This is a genomic window from Paenibacillus sp. JNUCC32 (assembly GCF_014863545.1).
Lineage (GTDB): Bacteria > Bacillota > Bacilli > Paenibacillales > Paenibacillaceae > Paenibacillus_AQ > Paenibacillus_AQ lautus_A.
Genome location: NZ_CP062260.1, coordinates 1782130 through 1797218, shown reverse-complemented (window position 1 = coordinate 1797218; position 15089 = coordinate 1782130). Strand labels below are relative to the sequence as shown.

Here is a 15089-nt window from a genome sequence, read left to right as displayed (position 1 = left end):
GCGGGCCAAAACATCAAACCACATTTTGGGCTGATGGTAACATCACTTGATCGAACATGGATCGATATGCTCGGGGGTTATTACAACTGCACCCTATGGCTAATAACTACAGCCGGCCTTTGGGCCGGCTGCTGTGCAATGATTGATTTTATGAAAGAATACTGGAATCATGTTCAACAAAATCCAATGACCTCTCTCAATATGGTTATCTTTCGCTAGCGCTAATTTGATAGTAGCTTCGAATCCTTGAGCCCTTTTGGTTTCATTCTAATGCCCAATAGGATGAAGATGACATAAATTACGATGGCAACCGAATCGACTACCGTGTCCGTTAATGCCGAAACATTTTGAACTGCCGTTATGCCTAGAATGACCATCAGTCGTACGATCAGCAGCGATACGATCATCCATGCAACGGCCCGGATTTTCGATCGTTCGCGTTGGAATGCCATGCAAATGAACGCGATACCGAAGACCAGATTCTCCGCCGTGATGATATGCCAGACATACGTGAATATGATCTCGGAATCCAAGGCGATCTCGCTCGCGCGAAGTGTCGGCAGTACAGCGGATTGCCCGTTCCAAGCATGCGTAATGGCAAATAGCACGGCAAGGATACCGGCAATTAAATAATATGGATTCTTAATCTTCATGTCCAAAACATCCCTCCTCGGATATTCCATTCTCCTTCCTGCGAATCGTTTGGTATATCTCGCGAACGAACGCTGCCAGCCGCTGGTCGCTTTCATGATTAAGGTCCCTTAGCGTTTCGGCTGCTAGCTCAAGCAATTGACTGACCTTTTCCAGACGAGCAATCTTCTCGCGCGTTTCCGCATTCTTGGCATCAAGGAACGAAGCTACCTTCAGGCATTCTGCTGGGTCAACCTCCTCCATTCTGTGGAATCCAAACTTCCCCTTGATTTCGTTAAGCGACAAGTCAGCAAACTGCAGGATTTGAATATTCATTAAATCCATGAGGTCACTCCTCGAATACCTGCGGTACCGATTGTCTTCCCGGGCCGGCGATACGATTCCAATTCGGTCATAGTAGCGAAGTGTATCCTTGGGAATTCCAAGGATCTGCGAAACTTCTTGTATTGAATATAATGGTTTCATGCATTCAAAATAACATTGGAGTAAACTCCAGTGTCAAGTCGCTTTTTTACGAGATCACCATTGCCTTATGTCATATCTCATTTAGACCTACAAGTGCCACCATGATTAGAAGAACAAACAAACGTCGCGGAAAGGAGTGTTGAGGATAAAAAAGACTGCCGGTACCTTTCACCGGGCAGTCTTTTGATTTCCAAGTAGTATGCTCTCCAACCTATTCGCTGGACAGTTCCTTGAGCGATTTGATTTTACCATGGGGATGCTGTTCTTGCTTACGCGACTTCCAGGCAGCTTCTTTCCTTCTCTTCTGGTGAGCCATGACAGATATCCTCCTTTGGAAACAGAGATGTATACTACCATCTTATATTGTCATTCCCCGGCTTGGTTCATTCATGAAAATAGGATGCACAACACCACGCGTTATACTCGCGTGAAGCCCAGGACCTTCAAGGCATTATGAAGCTCATTGAATCGCTCATCTCTCGCTCAATTCCGCTTGGTCCTTTAAGCGCATGTCCTACGCTGCTTGTTCCGTTTATAATGGAATAATGACAACCCGTCGTTACCGGAAGAACGGATGCAACCCGCGTCGAATGAAAGGAGCAATCCATGGACAACAAACAAATGCGCATGTTGAAAAAGCTGTATCACCATACCAATTACAACTATGACCGGGAGCGTGAGGTAAGCGTATATAATACAGAAACGCTTACTGCGGCAGAGCAGGAGCTGCTGGAGGCCAGCGGATGGGTCGTAAACGATCTGCAGTATATTCGGCATGACGAAATCATAGGCCGACTGATCGAGCTGCGTTCGAACGTTCGCTTGACCTGGTCCAGCATAGGCAAGGCCTTTGTTGCTGGGGTGGGTGGAAGCTGGCCCCGAGGCATATCCACGCTGGCCAGTTATCACGCCATGATTCATGCACGCCCCCACGCTTACGAGGAACCCGAATGGCTTCGGGCTTGCAAGGTCTGTGGCTTCAGCCACAGCCATGAAGGCTGGGACAATCTGTCTTACATACGTTACGCGATGCATTTGGGCAACAATTACAGCGGATCAAGCTTCGGCGCATACGTGGATATGGCCGAGTTGGTCGAACTGCTGGAGCAAGAGCCCGTTGAGGCAACGGACAATGACAAGCACGCCTTCAGACAGCTGCTGCAGAGCTTGGACCGGGCCGAGGCTGGCGAAACGCCGGGGCAGTATGAGAAGCGGTTAACCGGCGAAAAAATCTTGAAGGGTCATGCGGGCATTCGCCGTGGCATGCTCCAGGCGCTAGCCAGGGTCGGCGTGCTCCCCAACCGCATCCTGGAGCTCTCTCCGGACCGCTGGACGGACACGGCAACCATCATCCATGCCGAGTTTGAACTGGACAACACCAAGGGCCGTTCCGACATGGAGATGCCTTGGGCTGGCTGGCAAGGCAGCTTGGGCGTCGATTGGAACAAAGCCCGCACGATTTTCGGCGATTGGGTTTGAATGTCGGTTCAGGAGGTTTCCTATTAAGTTTCGCAGGAAGCCTCCTTTTTGATCATGGCGACTTCTGTCCCGTATGATCCATCTATGATAAAACGGTTTATGGCTTTTAGTTATTTAAAATAGGCATCTCGCCCAGCAGTTTCTTCAAATAGATAGAATCCCATGGCAGATGCTCCGTGATCCCTAAACCCACGACATCGGTCTCTTCAGACAGTTCCTTCAGCAGATGAAGCAGTTGGGGCAATTGCATGGTTCCCTGGGGAGATAAATTAAAGGGTTCTTCAGGGTTCGCGAACAGCAAAGACCGGAATGCCTTGGGATCAAGCACGTCCAGATCGAGGTGAATCGCCAGGTGCTTAATGCCGCGTTCTTTAATCCACGCTTTAATAGGCGAAGCACTGTTCTTCAACTCCTCGGTGCCAGCAGTACGAATGCCCAGCCTCTGAATCATGTCCGTGTCCTGCTCCGCAAAACCGATGCCTAGCTTTTGGAATCCTTCCGAGATCACCTTGGCTTCTTGTTCGGTAGGCGTTGCTAATCCTGCAATAAAGACGTTTTCGGGTTTTAGAGGGATGTTCACATGTTTGGCAAACTCCTCATCCCCTTCTCCCAACAGATTCCCAAGCGGTACCGTATGCCCGTTGTCATAGCCTACATACCTCACCAAATCACTGTGAGCATCGATCCAGATTAAACCTAACTCCCCGTCGTATCTTTCGTTCAAATAGGCAAAAGGAGCTTGTTCGACCAAGCAGTCGCCGCCAAACATGACAATGCGATCCGGCTTATGTGCATGGATAAGATGATGAGCCGCCTTTAACTGTTCGAGCAGCTGTGTTCTGCCATTCATACCGTTCTCGTTTTCAAGAGGCGTTCCATCATAGGTTTGGACGGGAACATGGATAAGGGGTTGATCATTATCCGGAGCCAGCCAAGCAAGCAGTTCGGCTCCAAAAGAGTAGTTGGGGTTGTTCCCCCCTTGCCATTGCGGCATTAACAGGCGTATCGTTTTCGTTTTTTTAGTCATGCTGTCGTCTCCTTTACTTCAAAGTAAGGTTAGTATAGACTGAGCACAAATAAAAAAGTAGTACGCACTTATTTGAAAGGTACTACCCGAAAGGATAGTGTAAATATGAGCATGGCTGAATTTAAAGGTAAAGTTAAGAATATTCAAGATACGCCTTTTGGTTATACGGTGTCCGTGATCGGCGGCAAATGGAAAATGGTCATTATCTACCTTCTTGCAGAAAACCAAACGGTCCGCTTCAATGATCTGAAAAGACAGATCGGCGCCATTACTTACAAAACATTGAGTTCGCAGCTTAAGGAATTGGAGGCGGACGGACTCGTGAAACGGAAAGAATACCCTCAAGTCCCCCCTAAAGTCGAGTATAGCCTCACGGATAAAGCGGTAACGCTATTACCCGTTTTGGAAGGGTTATGCGAATGGGGAGTAAAGAATCAATACGAATAAAATCGGAACGGCTGGCTCCTTGACTACGCTCCGCGAACGACCCGAAACCCTTGATCCGGGCCAAAGCCATTGGCATCGAATTTGCCTCGGAACGAGATCTCGTTGTTGCTGACGTCGCCGATCCAGCCGCCGCCCTTCACCACCCGAAAGATGCCGCTCTGGCTGTTCGAGTCGCCGTACCAGTCCCAGCACCACTCCCTAACGTTGCCTGACATATCGTATATGCCTAACTCGTTGGGCTTCTGGGTGCCGATCGGTTTGGTTTGATTATGGTTGTTCTCGATGACGGGCCAGTTCCAATCTCCGGTTAAGTATTGATCTCCGGCGTTTCTCCAATACCATGCAACCTCGTCGGCATTATGGCTTCCGCTGTATGCGTAACCCTTGCTCACCTGGCCACCGCTTGCAGCATATTCCCACTCCGCTTCAGTAGGCAACCGGTAGCCGTCAGCTCCCTCATTGATCGTGACGGTCCATTTGATATGATCATTATCATTCTTATTATTTGCGTCTTTTTCATCCTTGTGGATGTTGTAATACGGTTCGAATCCTTCCTGTATGCTTCTTCGATTGCAGTACTCCACAACGTCATACCAACTCACCATTTCAACCGGCAATTGATCCCCTACGAATTCCGAGGGATTGCTCCCCATGACTTCTTCCCACTCTTTTTGAGTGACCTCATATTTGCCGATATAAAAGCTCGATAACGACACGCTTTGTCCAGCGTAGTTGGACTTGTCGTTCTTAATAGGCCCGCCTTCTACGAACACAAGATCTTCCTTCTTATCAGGTTTATCCTGCGAACAGGCGCCGATCACAAGCATTGCTGCTATGAAAAGAAACATGCATAGCTTTCTCATGGATAGATCTCCTTTAAGCTGATGGAAGAACCGATAAGTCATGCCCCGGTCTGCAACTCGCCTCCGGCAACGTCGAGGCCGCTGCTCAGACAGAGAACGGCCTGCAACGCATCCGGATAACGGTTTGGTTAGGATGACGGCTTACTTATGATTGATGGTCAGGAAGTTACCACACCGTTACGTTGGAGCTCCCGCTGCTTTGATAGCCCTCTGTCGCTAACACCTGGTAAGACCAGCTGCTTCCCAAATTCATTCCTTTGCTTGCCCATGCGTTCACGTGGTTGCTGAACGTGATGCTGGAGTTTACGCCTGTAGCTCTCTTCGATTGCCGAACGCTCCAATACTGGGCAAATGTTTGTGTGCCGTCAATCGAGGGCGCGTTGTATCGCATCGTTGTATAGATGTCATAGGTGCCCCCATCGCTGGTCACGGTGCCTTTATGCGTTCCGGTAGGCCGGTAAGTACCCCAGCTGTCAACGACGTAATATTCGATCAGCGAGTTTCTCGTCCAGCCGTAGAGCGTCAAATACCCGTTGCCGGAAGGCGCCCAGACGCCGGCATTGTAGTTAATCGTCCGGTTCGGCGATCCGGTATTCCAGCCTTTGCCGACAACGAAATTCCCGGTATTTTGCCACGTTACGCTGTAATTGCCTCCGGAGCCGTTAACGGCATTGACCGTGCCGCCGCCATCGGTCCAATTCTGCCAGTAGTCCGTCGCTGCGTTTGAGGTTGTTGCAAACAAACCAAAACTCATGGAAGCTGCCAGCACCAGCGTCATTACCTTTTTACTAAACTTAATCATAATCTACCTCCTCTTTTGTGTTTGCTCTGTACAACCGAATGTCGAATGATTCTCTTTTTTTTACTTTCACCTCCTTTCTAAACAAATTATAGGATGACAGCGGTTACATAAAAAATTAACAAATTAAATATGATGTCTAGATTATCTTGGTAATTATAGTAAGTAATGGGGCGATCAGGATTCGTTGATAACTTGCCGCTAACCTTGCCGATAACATAAACAAAAAAAGCCGCGTTTACCGCGACTTATGCATGCTTATATTTTGTCCCTATTCGATTGAGCTCGATTCTTCCTATTGCAGACGTTCCTAACACCTTACATATTTGCGTTTAAATCCGATCTTCCCTCTCTCGATCTCTTTTTGAATATTGTCGGAAGCCAGCAGGATGCTGCTCTTCTTCTTGTCCCTTTTGATTTCGACTGGTCCGACGGCCTTCGCGATTTCTACCGCCTTATCATGGCTTGGCAAATAAGAAACCCCTACGGTGTATATAAAATTGTTCATAGCGGATTTCGTTCGTTCAGGGGAGTCGTGGATCGTGTTTTTCACCTGTTCGAGCATGCTCTCGATCTTGACGGTATCAAATGCAGCGTCCGCACGGTTACCCAAAAGCCAGCAGTAGCAGCTCCAGCCTGCCGACATTTTAAGCTCTTCACCGCTAGCGATCCACTTATCGGCAACAGCTTGCGCAATTTCCGTTTCGGCCAAAGTCACGGCAACCACATAATCTGACAACATATAAAAATAAGCGCGATCCATCCAACGATCGAAATCGGCTTCCGTCATGATCATGGGGTCTGCAATAATGCCGGCAAAATACATCGCATCATAATTGCCGGTGGCGTAAAGCTGCTCTGCTAAAGGTTGATTTTTCTTGATTTGCTTTGCTAATGGCTTCATTGCGCCAGTAGCAACCCCAAAAAGCGGCTCCTGGGCACCATTGCTCATATAGGTTTTTTTAATCCGTTCCTTGCCGAGTGCCTCCAGTTCCTGCATAACCACGTCGAATTCCAATATAATCCACTTCCTTTTTTGTACAGTATTCATTCACAAATCACGTAGATATCCGGGTAAGGATGGAAATATATTAATTACGAAGAATTATATCATAAGTCGGCTTGTGCAGCCTTACCACCAAAGTTAACCATGTTGCTTCTTTCTCTTTAAAAACACCCCGCTTCTCCTTATGGTGGACTGACCCATCTTCATTGACAGGTATAGCCGTCAATGTTAGAATTCAACGTATCATTGATGAGGAGGCTCGTGATCTATGTTACATTCCATGCGTATAAGATAAGCTGGCAATCAAAAAGCGGATGTTCCAACCACAAATGTGGGCTTTTTTTGAGCTGCTTATTTCCTGCGTATGTAGACATAGATTGCGACACGGTTAGCTTTTTTGCTTTGCCTTTGTGTCGCCATCTTCTCTCGTTATCCATGCAGATTTAAGCCCCGTTGTGGACTCGGATCTGCATTTTTTATTGCCAAAAAACGGCCGAACATCGGACATGGTACAATCCAACCTCATGGGAAACGACATCCCTGCGATTTGGGCTGGACAGGCGTTTTTTTCTCTATCAGGCGTATGGTCAATAAAAACGTAAAGGGGCAAATCTTATGAGATCCATGCATTGGTTCTTCTTCATTTAATCCTCTCTTCTTCAATCGCAGGCGATCCTGCGAACAGAAACTGCGATTTTTGAAGGAGGAATCCATATGGGATTTTTGATAAAAGCAAAAGATATGGTTGTGGAATATTCGGGGCGCGATGTACTGGACATTGATGGACTGGAGCTTTACGACTATGACCGAATCGGTCTCGTAGGCGCGAACGGAGCAGGTAAAAGCACACTGCTAAAAGCCTTGCTGGGGGAAATTCCTTTGTCCCAAGGTACTGTCATTCGGGAAGGCAACTTCCGTTATATTCCCCAATTGGATGATGTCATTGTACAGGAGATTCAAGATTACGCTTTAATCGGCAAGCTGGGAATTGAGAGCTGTGAAGCGGAATATATGAGCGGCGGTGAAGAAACACGGCTAAAAATAGCACAGGCCCTCTCCGGAGAGGTGCACGGAATTTTTGCCGATGAGCCGACATGTCACCTGGATCGGGATGGCATAGACTTTCTGATCCACCAGCTTAAATATTATTCCGGCGCCTTGCTCATCATCAGTCACGACCGTTATTTCCTTGACCAAGTCGTCGATAAGATCTGGGAGTTGAATGAGGGGAAAATCACGGAGTACTGGGGCGGATATTCCGATTTCCTGCGCCAAAAAGAAGAGGAGCGGCATAGTCAGGCTGAAAAATACAAGCAATTTACTGCGGAACGGGAGCGGCTGGAGAAAGCCATTACCGAAAAGCTTAGCCAGGCTCGAAAAGTGGATCAAAAGGCCAAAGGCGCTTCACGAAAAAACAGCTCCGAAGGCGGCGGCCGCCTGGCTCATCAAAAATCGACGGGAAGCAAACAGAAAAAGCTCCATAATGCCGCTAAAAATATGGAGCATCGAATCGAAGCTCTTGGTGAGGTGAAACCTCCTGAAGCCATGCGATCCATCCGTTTTCGGCAAAGCAAAGCCTTGGAGCTTCATCATCCGTTTCCGATTACAGGGAAAGACATTTGCAAACAGTTTGAGGGCAAGGAAATTTTCGAGGAGGCCTCCTTCCAGTTTCCATTGGGCGCCAAGATCGCGGTCACCGGCGGGAATGGATCCGGGAAAACGACGCTTTTCAAGATGATACTCCATCGTGAGCATGGTATTTCCGTATCCCCTAAAGCGGAAATCGGTTATTTTGCCCAAACGGGTTACAAGTTTGACCCTGATCAAGGGGTTATGGAGTTCATGTTGGAAGACAGTGATTATGAAGTGTCGGACATCCGAGCCGTTCTGGCATCGATGGGATTTTCTCAACAGGACGTAAGAAAGTCTTTATCCGTGTTGAGCGGCGGAGAAATCATGAAATTGCAGCTTGCCAAAATGCTGTTAGGACGGTACAACATCCTGCTGATGGATGAACCCAGCAATTTTCTGGATCTTCCTGCGGTGGAAGCGCTTGAACAATTGATGAAGCACTATGCGGGAACGATCATATTCATATCGCACGATGTCCGTTTGATCGAGAATGTAGCCGATACCGTATATGTAATCGAGGACAAAAAAATCATTCAGAGGGCTTAATCACCGATCGCTCTTCAAGCGGATGATAGGGTATGTTGTTTCGCTGTGTAAACCGTTTGGCTTAGGGCAGCCTTTTATGGCGGGTCCTAAGCCTTTTTGCGTTTAATTAGGATGCTCCATTTTTATTCCAGCTGGTCTTCGTCCATTCGATATTCTAAAATATCTCCGGGCTGACATTCCAAAGCCTTACAAATCGCCTCTAATGTCGATAATCGAATCGCTTTCGCCTTTCCGTTCTTCAATATGGAGAGATTGGCCATCGTTATTCCAACCTTCTCCGAAAGCTCCGTAACGCTCATTTTTCGTTTAGCCAGCATCACATCGATATTGATTATTATGGCCATGTCGTTTCACCTCAGATTATTAAGTCGTTTTCCGATTTGATATCAATCGCTTCTTGTAACAGCCTTTGAAGGACGGCGGCAAAAACGGCAATCACCATGGAGGCGAAAATCAAGACCAATCCGATCAAGATGATGCCCGGGGCATCGTCTTTCTCCGCGACAAGATAGAACAGCGGCAGGCCAACCACGAACAAGCTGCTGATTGTGATTGCACAGTATTTTATACGCTTTAAAGCTCGTACAGACCATTCCGAGAACGCCTTGTTCTTATCAATATAACTTAAAAGCTTAAAGGCTTGATACAGCGCATAGTAAAACGGGATCGCCGCGGCATAAAAATCGATGAATACCAGATATTTAATATAACTCATATCCGGATACAGCTCGGCAGCAAAATTCGCGATCTCCGGCACCAAAAAGATGCACAAAGCAAGAATCGGAATACCGATAAGAATAACAGCCACCTTTAAAAAGAGCGTTGAAACTTGTTTCATCAAGAGCACCTCACTTCGATATTTTCATTTTTGACTTTAACATATAATTTATCGATTTACAATAAATCATTGTTGTTTTTGATTATATTATTACTGTTACTCGATTACACCTTGTATTCTGCAAAAGAAAAAAAGCATTCTTCAATACGAAGAATGCTTTCATCCAACAATTTGTCACCGGAACAGGGATTCAAGGATGCCTGGAGCAAAATCGCTCACGATTTTATACTCCTTGCCGTATCTTTTATGCTTGCTCGAATGGTTATAAATCAGTATATGGTCCGGACTATTAACGACTAGCGTGAAGGTCGGCCCGTTTTCGGTACTCAACAGGATCTCATATTCGTCGCCGCTGTGATCCCTTACGCTGTTCTTACGCAGTTTGAGATCCGAGAAGCCGTTCACGATGCGATCAATCTCCGCTTGATCCGTCATTTTCAGCTGCTGCTCCTTCGGGCGGTTCCGGTTTCTTACAATGTCCAGCTCACGGATCGAGCCGGACTCCTTCAGCTGATCAAGGACCAGCTCCTTGAACGAGGTACGGTTTTGACTTGCCGAATATACCGTCGCGCTAAGCAGCATCAGGACGCAAATTGCCAAAAAGACATACCAAAAGCGCTTGCTCATCCGCATCTCCTCCCTGGTGGCGGGTCATAAAATTACAAGATTGTTTTCGAGTGTTCGCGGCAGCTTCTTCCATAACTATATCAAAACACAAGGCTTATCGTTTGGTAAAGCGACTCAAAAAAATGGTTCCTGTTAAGGAGTTATTGAACCCATGCGTTTCTTCCCGATGTTTCAAGCCGAGTTGCAATACCCGCGTGATGATCTATAAGAAAAACAAAATAACAGACGGAGGAAAGTCGTAAGACTTCGCCCCCGTCTGTTAGAGGATGTGAATTGTACTCCTGCAACCGAAATAAATAACCGTATCTCCAGTTAATAGCAATGATCTGCCGAAGTATCGATTTACTCCGGCGTTCCTTGGGTCACGCCATGGATATAGGTGAGCCAAGGGGTATCCAAGGCTCCTTGTCCCGGGTTATAGGTGAAAAAGTACTCGACGGTGTCCCCTTGCTTGAGATTGTTTACAGGGTAAGTATAGTTGCCGTTCCCCGTTGGGGTCATGGCTACGTTCAGCTGCCCGCCGTTATTGATCTTGTAATGCAGATCGGCAAAGGTTGCGCCGTTGATATAGAACAGCAGGTCATTGCCGATTTTTTTCAGTCCCCTCACCTCATCGCCGATGACAATCACGCTGGATGGCGCCGGTACCACCGTGATCGTGGAAGAAGCGGTTTTCTGGCCATCGACGCTTGTAGCCGTAACGGTTGCCGTACCCGGAGCGAGCCCCGTCACGACGCCTTCCTGACTCACAGAGGCAACACTCGCACCCGAAACGGACCAAGTGACCTGCTTATTCGTTGCATTGGAGGGCGCTATGCCGGCGTTTAACTGAAGACTCTGCCCCACTTCCACTTGTCCGGAGGTTGGATTCAGCGTGACGCCGGTAACCGGCACATTTCCGGGATTTCCGCTGCCGTTTTCTTTATAAACCCGCACATAATCGACCTGCATCGTAGCAGGAATATCGGACGGATTCGGAGAAATGCCGCCGTCAAAATTTCCGCCGAGCGCCAGATTCATGATGAGGTAGAAAGGCTGATCGAAAGGTGCGTTCGGATTGTTCGGTGCCGCCAAGGAATACCATTGTTCATTCGTCACCTTGAAGAAGAACTTGCCATCCACATACCATTTGATGTTGTCCTCTTCCCATACGACGGAATAGACATGATAGTCATTGTTGATGTTCTGCCCTTCCGGGAAATGATATTCGCCAGAAATATGTTGGTTCGCCGGCCATGTTCCACCGAAGTGCACGGCACCGCTCGTCGAGCCTGGCAATCTCCCTCTCGCTTCCATCACGTCGATTTCGCCGGATGCTGCCCATGTTCCGTAAGGGCTGTCTTGCGGCAGCATCCATAGTGCCGGCCATACGCCATTTCCTGTTGGCAGTTTGGCACGGAAGTCGACTCGTCCGTACTTCAGGGTAAAATGATTCTTCGTGTTAATCTTACCGGAGGAGTATTGGGCATACCGGTTTGGATCCTGCGGGAAAGACTTGGGATCGTTCAATGCGCGGATGTTCAGCTTCCCGTCCTGCACGAACACATTTTGCGCACTATCGGTATAATGCTGCAGCTCCGCGTTGCCCCAGCCCCAGGTGTTTGGATCATCATTGAGATAATAACCTTGTTCATAGTTCCATTTGCTTGTATCCAATGTCGTGCCATTAAATTCATCCTGCCAAATGAGGTTCATGCCTTGAATGGCCGGGTCGCTTGGTGTCCCGATCGCAATATCCTCTTGGTCGCTTACATCCGGACGAGGAGCATCGGGATTGCCGATCAACGTGTAGTTGACGTAATTGCTGCCCACGCTGCCGCCTTTTTGCCCGTTCAGTGGATAGCCGATCCGGATCTGCATATCTTCCTGGATGGGCTGAAACCACAGGCCGTAAATATAATCGGCCCAATATCCCCACTGATTCGCATCGGACATGTTGTTGTAGCCATTGGCAGCGTATGTAAATCCGCTCTGGCCGGAATTCCCCAGCTCAACCCACTGCCCGTTGATGTTAATCTGGTATACGAAATTATCAAGCTCCTTGCCTATCGGCGCTCCCCCGTCAATCTTAGGCAGCGGAATGCCGATCGAACCGTTTGCATCTGCCGTAAAGGTCGTACCCTCATAAGGCGTAATGACATATGAGTTTCGTACGGCTTCATTAAAAGTGATGGTATACACAACGTTAACCCCGGAGGCTTTCGATTCCAATTTGACGTGGATCGACTCCGTAACGTTAAACCAGTACCCGCCGCCTCCATCGGTGAATTGTCCGAAATTATGATCATAGATCCAGCCGCTTGCAGCGTTGTTGTCGATGTCGATCCAGGTGCTGCTGTTAACCGGTTTCACATACACCTTCAAATCATCAGCGACGGCTGCATAGGTCACGGCAGGATCGTTATTGAACGTAGGGTAGGTAAAACCGGCGCCACCCGTAAAACTTGCAGTAATCTGCGGCCCCTGGGTCGGCGTCATGGCTGTGATCGTGGTTTTGTTAATGTTCTGAAACACCAGCCTGTAATCCAGGGTAACCCCATTCGCTTTCGAGTACAGCTGAATCTCTGTCGTTGCAGAAAGCGTGAACCAATAACCTGTAAATCCTCCGTCGCTCCAATGTCCCCAATTCTGATTGTAAATAAAGCTGCTCACACTATCGATATCGACCCAGCTGCCGCCCACTTTCACTTTAACGCCCACGTCTTGGGCTACATCATTCCAAGTAGCTGCGCCTCCGTTGAATATGGGCATGACAAAGCCATAGCTGGCCTGTCCGACTCCTGATTTGGAGATGACCGGTCCGTCAGCCGCCGAAAAGTAATCCATCGAGGTAACCGTGGAATCTGCTGCCTTGACCTTCGAAGCTGGCCATAATCCGACACTTGCCAGCATGACAACCGCGAAGAACAAACTCAATCCCTTTTGCAAGTACCGCCTTTCCGCCGCGTAAGATCTCTTCATGAATACCCTCCCTTGTTCATATTGTGTGCTCTCAGCATGAGCGCCTGTAGGAAAACGCTTACAGCTGACGACGTCTTCATTCTATCGAATTCCTAATCTGATGAATAGGTACCATATTTAGGGTGAGGTCTCAATATTTTGGATAACCCAAATACAAGACTTGGCTTTCCGTCAGAAATTAATGAATCATGGTGCGTAGAGTTATTTTCCATACGACAATGAACAGAAGGCTGCCTCTTCGGCAGCCTTCTGTCTTTTGGATCAGTTGACATAATATCAATTGGGTAAACTTTAAAGTTCATAATCGCCTGATATCGATTCCCTCATTTTTCTTGCCCTAATAGATAAAAGATCTGTAGACCTAATGCTCATTAGCTCCTTTTTCTTATAGCACCAACTTTGTGGTTATCATGTGGTGGACGCGCCAACAATTACGTCCTTTGGTTCGCTTGCTTGCTCAAAATTCGGTTCACTTTCTCGGCGCTTAGCCACATGAAGATGAGGAAGGCAAGCACAACGGAAGGGAACAATCCGATGCTTGTCTGCGAAGCGACCAATCCAAACATGGGGGGAAGCAGCGTGGTCCCCGTATAGGCGACGGCCATTTGATAACCCATCAGCTTGGCCGAATGTTCTTTTCCGAACCGAGACGGCGTTTCATGAAGAAGTCCAGGATAAATGGGCGCAAGGCCAAGTCCAATCAGCATGAATCCCGTCAGAGAAAAGGAAGCACTAAGAGGTAGCACAAGGATAATCCCTCCTAGAATGGTGATGAGCTGTCCATAGCGGATCAACAGACGATTGCCAACCTTCAGCGTGATAAAGCCGGTAATCAGTCTGCCTAGCGTAATACCTCCGTAATATAAAGAAATCCATATGGCAGCCGTATCGGCTGAAATATGTTTAGCACCGACAAGGTAACTAGCTCCCCACAACCCCACCGTGGTTTCGACTCCACAATAGAATAAAAATGCCGTAAGCGTTGGTTTAACGCCTCTGATTCGAAATATGCCTGCTTTTACGATCTGCTCCTGTTGGCGCTTTTCATTATCGACTACATTTTCGGTTTGCGGCCGGTCAATCTCCCGCATAGCTGCGACGCGTTTCCATAAAGGGAGCGTAATGAGCAAAATGATTACGAGCGAGAACTGGATTATGGATACAGCTGTATATCCGCTTCTCCAAGAATTATGATCTGCAATGTAAGAGGACATAATAATGGGCCCCATTGTTGCCCCGACACCCCAAAAGCAATGTAACCAGTTCATATGATGCGCCTTATAATTTTCAGCAACATAATGATTCAAAGCGGCATCCACAGCACCCGCCCCTAATCCCAGTGGAATGGCCAGAACGACAAGCCATGCCATAGAGGGAGCCAAGGAGAAACCAAGCAGTGCTCCTGCAGTCAGGAAGCAGCTGAACAGGGTGATTCTCCCTGTTCCTAACCGCTTTATCATAGAGCCGCTTGCCAGACTAGAAACAATGGTTCCTCCTGCAATAACCATGGACACGATTCCTGCAGAGCCGACGGAAGACCCGATGTCGGGCCATATCACCGGCCAGGCCGATCCAAGTAAAGAATCGGGTAGTCCCAAACTAATAAAAGCCAGATAAATGATAATCAAAAACCAGGTTGCCAAGCGTACACCTTCTCCCATTATAAATGCATCGTTTCCACTAAATAAACTGTCTTTATAAAGTGTATTTATTTAATATGCAGCAGCATCTTTTTTTTGTCAAGATTC

15 protein-coding genes are annotated in these 15089 nt (G+C 47.8%); 3 read left to right on the top strand and 12 right to left on the bottom strand.

Translation table 11 applies throughout. The features are described 5' to 3' along the window. Positions 1–221: 221 nt before the first annotated feature. The 3 genes from JNUCC32_RS08245 to JNUCC32_RS31545 form a co-directional block, all read right to left on the bottom strand. Complete coding sequence (locus JNUCC32_RS08245; RefSeq protein ID WP_096774048.1) at positions 222–653, bottom strand: hypothetical protein; 432 nt, start codon at positions 651–653, stop codon at positions 222–224. After that, a complete protein-coding gene (locus JNUCC32_RS08240; RefSeq protein WP_192571627.1) occupies positions 643–1116 on the bottom strand; it encodes a MerR family transcriptional regulator in 474 nt (157 codons plus the stop codon). The genes JNUCC32_RS08245 and JNUCC32_RS08240 overlap by 11 nt, the downstream gene beginning before the upstream one ends. A 211-nt stretch (positions 1117–1327) precedes the next feature. Continuing rightward, positions 1328–1432 (bottom strand): DUF6254 family protein, encoded by a 105-nt coding sequence (locus JNUCC32_RS31545; RefSeq protein WP_015735743.1) that lies wholly within the window; start codon positions 1430–1432, stop codon positions 1328–1330. A gap of 290 nt (positions 1433–1722) precedes the next feature. Here JNUCC32_RS31545 and JNUCC32_RS08235 point away from each other — a divergent pair, with 290 nt between their 5' ends. After that, the gene (locus JNUCC32_RS08235; RefSeq protein WP_192571626.1) at positions 1723–2595 is read left to right on the top strand and encodes a hypothetical protein; all 873 of its coding nucleotides are present in this window, start codon (positions 1723–1725) and stop codon (positions 2593–2595) included. Positions 2596–2701: 106 nt separating this feature from the next. Here JNUCC32_RS08235 and JNUCC32_RS08230 read toward each other — a convergent pair whose 3' ends face one another. Beyond that, complete coding sequence (locus JNUCC32_RS08230) at positions 2702–3622, bottom strand: arginase family protein (RefSeq protein ID WP_192571625.1); 921 nt, start codon at positions 3620–3622, stop codon at positions 2702–2704. 105 nt (positions 3623–3727) lie between these two features. Here JNUCC32_RS08230 and JNUCC32_RS08225 point away from each other — a divergent pair, with 105 nt between their 5' ends. Continuing rightward, positions 3728–4069, top strand: coding sequence for a winged helix-turn-helix transcriptional regulator (locus JNUCC32_RS08225; protein WP_096774052.1), 342 nt, complete (start codon positions 3728–3730; stop codon positions 4067–4069). 23 nt (positions 4070–4092) lie between these two features. Here JNUCC32_RS08225 and JNUCC32_RS08220 read toward each other — a convergent pair whose 3' ends face one another. The 3 genes from JNUCC32_RS08220 to JNUCC32_RS08210 all read right to left on the bottom strand — a co-directional run bounded on the left by JNUCC32_RS08220 (position 4093) and on the right by JNUCC32_RS08210 (position 6782). Beyond that, positions 4093–4932: a formylglycine-generating enzyme family protein gene (locus tag JNUCC32_RS08220; protein ID WP_192571624.1), complete on the bottom strand. Its 840-nt coding sequence runs from the start codon at positions 4930–4932 to the stop codon at positions 4093–4095. 166 nt (positions 4933–5098) lie between these two features. Continuing rightward, a complete protein-coding gene (locus tag JNUCC32_RS08215) occupies positions 5099–5734 on the bottom strand; it encodes a glycoside hydrolase family 11 protein (RefSeq protein WP_009592475.1) in 636 nt (211 codons plus the stop codon). A 307-nt stretch (positions 5735–6041) separates the two neighbouring features. Beyond that, on the bottom strand, positions 6042–6782 hold the full coding sequence (locus tag JNUCC32_RS08210; protein ID WP_430623455.1) for a DNA alkylation repair protein: 741 nt from the start codon (positions 6780–6782) through the stop codon (positions 6042–6044). A gap of 669 nt (positions 6783–7451) precedes the next feature. On the opposite strand from JNUCC32_RS08210, the gene JNUCC32_RS08205 reads away from it, so the two are divergent. After that, the gene (locus tag JNUCC32_RS08205) at positions 7452–8915 is read left to right on the top strand and encodes an Msr family ABC-F type ribosomal protection protein (protein ID WP_192571623.1); all 1464 of its coding nucleotides are present in this window, start codon (positions 7452–7454) and stop codon (positions 8913–8915) included. A gap of 122 nt (positions 8916–9037) precedes the next feature. Here the strand turns inward: JNUCC32_RS08205 and JNUCC32_RS08200 are convergent, their stop codons facing one another. From JNUCC32_RS08200 to JNUCC32_RS08180, 5 genes are all read right to left on the bottom strand, one after another. Next, positions 9038–9259, bottom strand: coding sequence for a helix-turn-helix domain-containing protein (locus JNUCC32_RS08200; protein ID WP_015735752.1), 222 nt, complete (start codon positions 9257–9259; stop codon positions 9038–9040). Positions 9260–9270: 11 nt separating this feature from the next. Further along, positions 9271–9753 carry a DUF2975 domain-containing protein gene (locus JNUCC32_RS08195; protein WP_096774057.1) on the bottom strand — a complete coding sequence of 161 codons (483 nt, stop codon included), beginning with the start codon at positions 9751–9753 and terminating at the stop codon, positions 9271–9273. Positions 9754–9927: 174 nt separating this feature from the next. Beyond that, a complete protein-coding gene (locus JNUCC32_RS08190; RefSeq protein WP_192571622.1) occupies positions 9928–10380 on the bottom strand; it encodes a hypothetical protein in 453 nt (150 codons plus the stop codon). A gap of 342 nt (positions 10381–10722) precedes the next feature. Then, complete coding sequence (locus JNUCC32_RS08185) at positions 10723–13341, bottom strand: family 16 glycosylhydrolase (protein WP_192571621.1); 2619 nt, start codon at positions 13339–13341, stop codon at positions 10723–10725. A gap of 431 nt (positions 13342–13772) precedes the next feature. Next, positions 13773–14984, bottom strand: coding sequence for an MFS transporter (locus JNUCC32_RS08180; RefSeq protein WP_228468901.1), 1212 nt, complete (start codon positions 14982–14984; stop codon positions 13773–13775). Positions 14985–15089 lie beyond the last annotated feature (105 nt).

Bases quoted from the DNA above. Each gene is read 5' to 3' on its own strand.
- JNUCC32_RS08245 (WP_096774048.1), bottom strand. From the start codon at position 653: ATGAAGATTAAGAATCCATATTATTTAATTGCCGGTATCCTTGCCGTG.
- JNUCC32_RS08240 (WP_192571627.1), bottom strand. From the start codon at position 1,116: ATGAAACCATTATATTCAATACAAGAAGTTTCGCAGATCCTTGGAATT.
- JNUCC32_RS31545 (WP_015735743.1), bottom strand. From the start codon at position 1,432: ATGGCTCACCAGAAGAGAAGGAAAGAAGCTGCCTGGAAGTCGCGTAAG.
- JNUCC32_RS08235 (WP_192571626.1), top strand. From the start codon at position 1,723: ATGGACAACAAACAAATGCGCATGTTGAAAAAGCTGTATCACCATACC.
- JNUCC32_RS08230 (WP_192571625.1), bottom strand. From the start codon at position 3,622: ATGACTAAAAAAACGAAAACGATACGCCTGTTAATGCCGCAATGGCAA.
- JNUCC32_RS08225 (WP_096774052.1), top strand. From the start codon at position 3,728: ATGAGCATGGCTGAATTTAAAGGTAAAGTTAAGAATATTCAAGATACG.
- JNUCC32_RS08220 (WP_192571624.1), bottom strand. From the start codon at position 4,932: ATGAGAAAGCTATGCATGTTTCTTTTCATAGCAGCAATGCTTGTGATC.
- JNUCC32_RS08215 (WP_009592475.1), bottom strand. From the start codon at position 5,734: ATGATTAAGTTTAGTAAAAAGGTAATGACGCTGGTGCTGGCAGCTTCC.
- JNUCC32_RS08210 (WP_430623455.1), bottom strand. From the start codon at position 6,782: ATGAATACTGTACAAAAAAGGAAGTGGATTATATTGGAATTCGACGTG.
- JNUCC32_RS08205 (WP_192571623.1), top strand. From the start codon at position 7,452: ATGGGATTTTTGATAAAAGCAAAAGATATGGTTGTGGAATATTCGGGG.
- JNUCC32_RS08200 (WP_015735752.1), bottom strand. From the start codon at position 9,259: ATGGCCATAATAATCAATATCGATGTGATGCTGGCTAAACGAAAAATG.
- JNUCC32_RS08195 (WP_096774057.1), bottom strand. From the start codon at position 9,753: ATGAAACAAGTTTCAACGCTCTTTTTAAAGGTGGCTGTTATTCTTATC.
- JNUCC32_RS08190 (WP_192571622.1), bottom strand. From the start codon at position 10,380: ATGAGCAAGCGCTTTTGGTATGTCTTTTTGGCAATTTGCGTCCTGATG.
- JNUCC32_RS08185 (WP_192571621.1), bottom strand. From the start codon at position 13,341: ATGAAGAGATCTTACGCGGCGGAAAGGCGGTACTTGCAAAAGGGATTG.